Genomic DNA, 7,609 nt, shown 5'->3' with positions numbered 1-7,609 from the left:
CGGGGAACTGCACCTGACCTCCAAGGTGCCCATTTCACAGATCGAGCGAATGAAGCGGGAGCGTCCGGAAGAGCTGGTGATGGCGCCCAGCATTGCCACCTATATGTACACCTTCAACGTAAACCGGCCGCCCTTTGACGACCGGCGGGTGCGCCAGGCACTGACCTATGCCATCGACCGGGATATTATCACCCGTTACATCACCCGGGGCGGGCAGATTCCGGCCTACCATCTGACCCCTGGCTATGTCAGTGAATTCGACTACCCATTGCCCGAATACGCCACCTGGAGCCAGGACCGGCGGGATCAGGAGGCCCGCAGGAAACTGGCAGAGGCTGGCTATGATAATGAGCACCCGCTGGAATTCGAGTTGCTGTATAACACCGACGAGAGCCACAAAGCCATTGCCATCGTGCTGAGCCAGATGTGGAAGGAAAAGCTGGGTGCCAGGGTGACCATCAGCAACCGGGAGTGGAAGACCTTTCTCTCCGAGAAACAGGCCGGCAATTTCGGGGTGGCCCGTCATGGCTGGATCGGCGATTACAACGAGGCTTCCACGTTTCTGACCCTGCTCACCGGTGACAGTGGCAATAACAACGGTGGCTGGAGCAACGCCCGCTATGATCAGTTGCTGCGGGAGGCCCGCTCGAGTGACGACCCCAACAGCTACTACGTTCAGGCCGAGGATATCCTGTGGCAGGAGTTCCCGGTGGCGCCCATCTATTTCTACACCACGGTGGCGCTGGTCAGCCCCCGCCTGAAGGGGTATCCGGAGCATAATCCCCGGAATATCATTTACAGCAAGGATATGTACCTCACCACGGAGTAAGGCAGCCATGATCCGTTTTATCATCCGCCGCCTGATGGTGGCCGTGCCCACTGTGATCGCGCTGATTACCGTTTCGTTCGTGCTGATGCACGCGGCGCCGGGCGGCCCGCTCACCGACGAGCGCGCCGTGCCGGAAGCGGTAATGAAGAACATCGAGGCAAAGTACAACCTCGACAAGCCGTTGTGGCAGCAGTATTTCATTTACGTGGGCAATGTGGTGCAGGGGGATCTGGGGCCTTCGTTCCGCTACAAGGATTACACGGTCAACGAGCTGATCGCCTCGAGCTTTCCCCGGTCCGCCTACATTGGCGCCTGGTCGTTTCTGTTTGTCGTGGTTTTTGGTATTGCCTTCGGGGTACTGGCGGCGCTGAAACAGAACCGCTGGCCGGATTACACCGTGATGACCGCCGCCATGACCGGGGTGGTATTCCCCAATTTTGTGATGGCGCCGCTGCTGGTGCTGTTGTTCGCCGTTACCCTGCGCTGGCTGCCGGCCGGTGGCTGGGAAGGAGGGCAGGTTGAGTACATTGTGTTGCCGATTATCGCCATGGCCACCTCCTACATCGCCCAGGTGGCGCGAATCACGCGTAGCAGCATGATCGAGGTGATGCGGAGCCCGTTTATCCGCACGGCGCGGGCCAAGGGTATTCCCCGTCACAGCATTGTATGGCGTCATGCTCTCAAGCCGGCATTGATACCGGTGGTGTCCTATCTGGGGCCGGCCTTTGTGGGCATTATCACCGGCTCGGTGATTATTGATCAGGTTTTCTCCACCGGTGGCATCGGTCAGCATTTTGTGAACGGCGCCATCAACCGGGATTATTCATTGATTCTCGGGGTGACCATTCTGGTGGGGGTGCTGACCATTCTGTTTAATGCGGTGGTGGATATCCTCTACACCTGGCTTGATCCAAGGGTGCGTTACTGATGTTCTTCTCCGACAAACACACCGGCATGGCCGGGCTGGCGGACACCCTGGCGGAAAACGCCGGCGTCGACGGACGCAGCCTGTGGCGCGATGCCCTGACGCGATTTCTGAAGCACCGTGCAGCCGTGGCCAGCCTGGTGGTGCTGGTTCTGCTGGTGTTGTTCGCCCTGTTCGGTCAGTACCTGTCGCCCTGGGATAATGAGTCCATCGACTGGGCCAGTCTGCCGAACCTGGATGAGGACGGTAAACCGAGCCTGACCAGCCAGCATTACTTCGGACTGGACCCCATTGGTCGGGACCTGTATCAGCGCACCGTGCAGGGCAGTCGTATATCACTGCTGGTGGGGGTGCTTGGTGCACTGACGGCGGTGATTATCGGCACCCTTTACGGTGCCATCTCGGGTTACGTAGGCGGTCGCACGGATGCCATCATGATGCGCACTCTGGAAGTACTCAGTGCCTTTCCGTTCATGTTCCTGGTGATCGTGCTGATGGCGATTTTCGGCCGCAATGTGCTGCTGATCTTTGTCGCCATTGGCGCCGTCAGCTGGCTCAATATGGCCCGTATCGTGCGTGGCCAGACCCTGAGCCTGAAGCGCAAGGAGTACATTGAGGCGGCTATTGCGGTGGGGGTGCATCCGTTTTTCATTGTGGTGCGCCACATCGTGCCCAACGTGATGGGCGTGGTGATTGTGTACGCCACCTTGCTGGTGCCGGAGATGATCCTGTTCGAATCCTTTATCTCGTTTCTGGGGCTTGGGGTATCGGAGCCCTTTACCTCCTGGGGCGCCCTGATTTCTGAAGGTGCTGGTTCCATGTGGACCGCCCCCTGGACCCTGATGTTTCCCATGCTGATGCTGGTGCTGACCCTGTTCTGTTTCAATTTTCTCGGTGACGGACTACGTGATGCCCTTGACCCCAAAGACCGCTGAAATACCCGGAGCCTGTGTCGATGGCGATGCTTGAAGTCAACAACCTGAATGTGGCCTTTGACACCCCGGACGGCACGGTTCAGGCCGTACGTGGCCTCAGTTATCAGCTTGAAGCCGGCCAGACCCTGGGTATTGTCGGGGAATCCGGGGCTGGCAAGAGTCAGGGCGTGTTTGCGCTGCTGGGACTGTTGCCGGACAACGCCCGGGTCAGTGGTGAGGTGACCTTTGATGGCGAACCCCTGCTGAAGCTGTCGGAGAAGCAGCTGAACCGGATCCGTGCTTCCCGCATCGGTATGATCTTCCAGGACCCCATGACCTCCCTGAACCCCTTCATGAAGGTCAGTGATCAGCTCACCGAGGTGCTGATCCGGCACCGCGGCCTGAGTCGCAGGCAGGCGCTGCAGGAATCCTTGCAGATGCTGGATGCGGTGCGTATTCCGGACGCCCGCAGTCGTATTCATATGTACCCCCACGAGTTCTCCGGTGGCATGCGCCAGCGGGTGATGATTGCCATGTCACTGCTGTGCAAGCCGCGCCTGCTGATTGCGGATGAGCCTACCACAGCGCTCGATGTGACGGTTCAGGCCCAGGTCATGGGGCTGTTGCGTGAGCTGCAGCAGGAATTCAACATCGCCATGGTGCTGATCACCCACGACCTGGGCGTGGTCGCGGGCAGCTGCGATCAGATTCTGGTGATGTACGGCGGCCAGATGATGGAGTACGCCAAAGCCCGGGACCTGTTCTATCAGCCGGCCCATCCCTACACCAAAGGCCTGCTGGGGGCGATTCCCCGCATTGATGAACAGGTGGAGGAGCTGGTGACCATCCCCGGCAACCCGCCGAATCTGATGAACCTGCCACCGGGATGCCCATTTTGCGATCGGTGTCCGGTGGCGGAGCCACGCTGCTTTGCGGAGCTGGATCCGGCGGAGCATTTCGGTGATGGCCGTATCCGGGTCTGTAATCTGCCCAGGGAGCTGGCGGTATGAGTTCACAGCAACCCCTGCTGACCGTCGAGAACCTGCAGGTAACCTTCGAGGTGACGCCCCGCAACGCCTGGCCCTGGACCCGCCCGCAATGTCTGCGGGCAGTGAACGATGTCAGTCTTACCCTCAATGAAGGCGAAACCCTGGGCATCGTGGGTGAGTCCGGCTGCGGCAAGTCCACCCTGGCCCGGGCCATTATGGGCATGGTGCCAAGCCAGGCAGGTAAGGTGGTGTGGCTCGGCGAAGATCTGCGGACCCTGAACCTGAAGGAGTTGCTTAAACGCCGGCAGAAATTCCAGATGGTGTTTCAGGACCCGCTGGCCTCCCTGTCGCCCCGCATGACGGTGGGTGACATTATTGCGGAACCTCTGCGCACCCACAGCCCCGGCCTGAAGGCATCGGAGTTGCGGGCAAAAGTGGATGCCATCATGGAACGGGTAGGGCTGCACCCGAGTCAGAAAAACCGTTACCCCCACGAGTTCTCCGGTGGTCAGTGCCAGCGGGTGGGCATCGCCCGGGCACTGATCCTTGAACCGAAGCTGGTGATCTGTGACGAACCTGTATCGGCACTGGATGTGTCGGTGCAGGCCCAGGTCATCAATCTGCTGCGAACCCTGCAGCGGGACATGGGACTGGCGCTGATCTTCATCGCCCACGACCTGAGCGTGGTCAAGCACATCAGCGACCGGATCATGGTGCTGTACCTGGGCAAGGTGATGGAAGCCGCGCGCCGGGAGGACCTGTTCAAGGCACCGCTGCATCCCTACACCCAGGCATTAATGGCTGCGGTACCGATACCGGACCCGGATCGTGAGCGTAATAAGCCCCCGATTCAGCTGGAAGGCGACCTGCCATCGCCCCTGGACCCACCCAGCGGCTGCGTCTTCCGCACCCGCTGCCCGATGGCAACCGACCGTTGCGCCCATGAGGTTCCGGCGCTGGAGGACAAGAGCGGAGCAGGGCACCAGGTGGCCTGTCATTATGTGGACAAGTTCTAGGCGCCGGCGCGGTCTTTCTCTACCGCCTCCAGCCTGATTCCAAAGCCACACGCAGCGGCGTACTTGTTGAGAGTGCTCCAGCTGGGATTGCTACGGCCTCGCTCCAGCCGTGAAATGTTACTTTTATTGGTGCCCAGCCTTTCGGCGACTTCTTCCTGGGTAAGGCCGGCTTTGCCTCGCATGGTCAGCAGCTGATCAATCAGACTGAACTCGTCCTGAAGTGCGTCGTACTCCTTGCGGACTTCTTCGTTTTCCAGTGCTTTCTTTTTAAACTCATGAAGATTCATGTTTTTTTACCTCCTTCAGCCGGGTTCTTGCCAGCTCCAGGTCTTTTTTCGGGGTTTTCTGGTCCTTCTTCACGAACACGTGCAGAATCACGATTCGCTTGCCCTGCATATAGCAGAAGATACCTCGCCCAATGCCCTCCTGGGCTTTTGCCCGAATCTCGAACAGATCGTCATCCAGTTTCTTTGTGTGGGGTTCCCCCAGGTGTGCTCCGTGCTTCTCCATTAATTCCATCAAGCGGATCATTCGTGCCTGAATCTTCGCCGGCATCGCGGCCAGGTCTTCGGCTACCCTGCCGTAGAATTCGATTTCCCAATCCATATGAGTTCCTGCTTCCGTGTTGGTTATCATATGCGATAACCTTGCGATCAGGGAAGTATCATCACGGAACCAGGGAAACTCATTTGTTTCGAAAGCTTTTCTGAAGGTCTCTGATTTCCCTGGCAGGGGAGAAGGATTGGCTGGGAGAGGGGAGCGGGTAAAAAACGAAAAAAGCCCGACTCCTGGGAGCCGGGCTTTCCGGATACTGGTAGCAAGGGGCGGAGTTGAACCGCCGACCCCAGCATTATGAGTGCTGTGCTCTAACCAACTGAGCTACCTTGCCAAATCGTTTGTGGTGGCTTTGCAGCCCAAACGAGGCGCGTATTTTCAGTATTCAGGCCAGTCCTGTCAAGGGTTTAGCCAGAAAAAATCCGTCTTTGTTGGCGCCGGGCCGCAGGATGGCCTTTGTTGCCGGGAGATCGCCGCCTCAGACATTGAAGCGGAAGTGGATGACGTCACCGTCCTTGACGATGTATTCCTTGCCTTCCAGGCGCCACTTGCCGGCATCTTTCGCACCGGCTTCGCCCTTGTACTGGACAAAATCATCGTAACTGATGATTTCCGCCCGGATAAAACCACGCTCGAAGTCGGTATGGATCACTGCGGCGGCCTGAGGTGCCGTAGCACCAACGCGCACGGTCCAGGCGCGGACTTCCTTCACACCTGCGGTAAAGTAGGTCTGCAGGTCCAGCAGGCCGTAGCCTGCGCGTATTACCCGGTCGAGCCCTGGCTCGTCCATGCCCATTTCGTCCAGGAAAACGGATTTTTCGTCGTCGTCCAGTTCTGCGATTTCTGCTTCCATCTTGTTGCAGATGGGTACCACTACCGCATTTTCGGCTTCAGCGATGGCGCGAACGGTGTCCAGGTACGGATTGTTCTCAAAGCCGTTCTCGTCAACGTTGGCAATGTACATGGTGGGCTTGATGGTGAGCAGACACAGCTCACGGATCAGTGCCAGCTCGTCCTTGTCGAGGCCCATGCTGCGGACAGGCTTGCCTTCGTTCAGCACCGGCAGCAGGCGTTCAAAAATGTCCTGCTGGGCCTTGGCGACCTTGTCGCCACTTTTGGCAACCCGCTGAACCCGCTTGATGGCTTTCTCGACGGTGTCCATGTCAGCCAGTGCCAGCTCGGTATTGATCACGTCAATGTCTGCCGCCGGGTCAATCTTGTTGGCGACATGGATGACGTTGCTGTCATCGAAGCAGCGAACCACGTGGGCGATAGCATCGGTCTGGCGGATATTGGCCAGGAACTGGTTGCCCAGGCCTTCGCCCTTGGAGGCTCCGGCTACCAGGCCGGCAATATCCACAAACTCCATGGTGGTGGGTACCACCCGCTGGGGCTTGACGATTTCGGCCAGTTTGGTCAGCCGTGGGTCAGGCATCGCGACCACACCGGCGTTGGGCTCGATGGTGCAGAAGGGGAAGTTCTCTGCGCCAATGCCGGCTTTGGTCAGTGCGTTGAACAGGGTGGATTTGCCGACGTTGGGAAGGCCGACGATGCCGCAGTTAAATCCCATGGAATGCCTCTGCTGATGCGAAAAATTGTGGGGGGATTATACCGGCCTATGGTGCCCGGTGCGAGTCGGTGGAAACCGCTGGCGTAGCGTCGGGAGCTGAAAGCTCAGGGGATGGGCTTGAAGCTGTGCAGCCGGTTCATGGCGGCGGCCAGTTTGCCAGTGGCTGCGTCCGGCAATACCCGCAGGATTTCGTCGATAACGGCGTTCAGTTCCTCGGTCTCCTGCTTGCCCAGGCGGCCCAGTACGTACCCGGTAACCTTGCGGCTGTCGCCAGGATGGCCAATGCCAACGCGCAGGCGCTGGAAGTCGTTGGTGCCCAGATGGGCAATGGTGTCCCGCAGGCCGTTGTGACCACCGTGGCCGCCACCTTTTTTGAGCTTTGCGGTACCGGGGGGCAGGTCGAGCTCATCGTGAGCCACCAGAATCTGGTCAGGACTGATCTTGAAAAAGTCGGCGAGGGCCTTGATAGCGAGGCCGCTGCGATTCATGAAGGTAGAGGGGTTGAGCAGATGCAGTTCCAGACCCTGCCACTGAATGCGGGCGTAGAGGCCGTGGTACTTTCTTTCGGGGCGAAGCGACTGACCCGCTGCGCGGGCCAGGGCTTCAACGAAGAGGGCGCCTGCGTTATGGCGGGTATTCTCATAGTCGGGTCCGGGGTTACCGAGCCCAACCACCATGACAATATCCTGAGCCATAAACGCCTGCTCCCGGAGTGATTACTCCTGATCTTCGCCTTCTTCAGCGTCTTCAGCTTCGTCAGACTTGATGCCGCGGGGCTTGTGTACAGCTACAACCGGCAAGTCGTGATCGT

At 58.9% G+C, this 7,609-nt stretch carries 9 protein-coding genes and 1 tRNA gene; 5 read left to right on the top strand and 5 right to left on the bottom strand.

Translation table 11 applies throughout. The annotated features are described in order from the left end of the window. The 5 genes from AAC035_RS16225 to AAC035_RS16205 form a co-directional block, all read left to right on the top strand. Nucleotides 1-829: peptide ABC transporter substrate-binding protein (locus AAC035_RS16225; RefSeq protein WP_339805982.1), on the top strand; the 829-nt coding region annotated here is incomplete at its 5' end. A 7-nt stretch (nt 830-836) separates the two neighbouring features. Then, nucleotides 837-1,757: an oligopeptide ABC transporter permease OppB gene (gene oppB, locus AAC035_RS16220; RefSeq protein WP_339805981.1), complete on the top strand. Its 921-nt coding sequence runs from the start codon at nt 837-839 to the stop codon at nt 1,755-1,757. Continuing rightward, on the top strand, nt 1,757-2,689 hold the full coding sequence (locus AAC035_RS16215) for an ABC transporter permease subunit (protein ID WP_339805979.1): 933 nt from the start codon (nt 1,757-1,759) through the stop codon (nt 2,687-2,689). Before oppB ends, AAC035_RS16215 begins: the two co-directional genes overlap by 1 nt. Nucleotides 2,690-2,709: 20 nt before the next feature. Next, nucleotides 2,710-3,678, top strand: a complete 969-nt coding sequence (locus AAC035_RS16210) for an oligopeptide/dipeptide ABC transporter ATP-binding protein (RefSeq protein ID WP_339805977.1) — start codon at nt 2,710-2,712, stop codon at nt 3,676-3,678. Next, the gene (locus AAC035_RS16205; RefSeq protein WP_339805975.1) at nt 3,675-4,673 is read left to right on the top strand and encodes an oligopeptide/dipeptide ABC transporter ATP-binding protein; all 999 of its coding nucleotides are present in this window, start codon (nt 3,675-3,677) and stop codon (nt 4,671-4,673) included. The genes AAC035_RS16210 and AAC035_RS16205 overlap by 4 nt, the downstream gene beginning before the upstream one ends. Here AAC035_RS16205 and AAC035_RS16200 read toward each other — a convergent pair. The 5 genes from AAC035_RS16200 to pth form a co-directional block, all read right to left on the bottom strand. Further along, nucleotides 4,670-4,960 (bottom strand): helix-turn-helix transcriptional regulator, encoded by a 291-nt coding sequence (locus AAC035_RS16200; protein ID WP_339805973.1) that lies wholly within the window; start codon nt 4,958-4,960, stop codon nt 4,670-4,672. The two genes, AAC035_RS16205 and AAC035_RS16200, sit on opposite strands and share 4 nt — an antisense overlap. Then, complete coding sequence (locus AAC035_RS16195) at nt 4,947-5,279, bottom strand: type II toxin-antitoxin system RelE/ParE family toxin (RefSeq protein ID WP_339805971.1); 333 nt, start codon at nt 5,277-5,279, stop codon at nt 4,947-4,949. The genes AAC035_RS16200 and AAC035_RS16195 overlap by 14 nt, the downstream gene beginning before the upstream one ends. 206 nt (nt 5,280-5,485) lie before the next feature. Continuing rightward, nucleotides 5,486-5,562, bottom strand: a tRNA-Met gene (locus AAC035_RS16190). A 144-nt stretch (nt 5,563-5,706) separates the two neighbouring features. After that, nucleotides 5,707-6,798, bottom strand: a complete 1,092-nt coding sequence (gene ychF / locus AAC035_RS16185) for a redox-regulated ATPase YchF (protein WP_339805969.1) — start codon at nt 6,796-6,798, stop codon at nt 5,707-5,709. 104 nt (nt 6,799-6,902) lie between these two features. Continuing rightward, entirely contained in the window at nt 6,903-7,493 is a 591-nt protein-coding gene (pth, locus tag AAC035_RS16180) for an aminoacyl-tRNA hydrolase (RefSeq protein WP_339805966.1), read from the bottom strand. Nucleotides 7,494-7,609 lie beyond the last annotated feature (116 nt).

The organism is uncultured Marinobacter sp. (genome assembly GCF_963974375.1).
Classification (GTDB): Bacteria; Pseudomonadota; Gammaproteobacteria; order Pseudomonadales; family Oleiphilaceae; genus Marinobacter.
The sequence above is the reverse complement of the archived record's forward strand: the minus strand, read 5'-3'. Positions and strand labels throughout refer to the sequence as shown.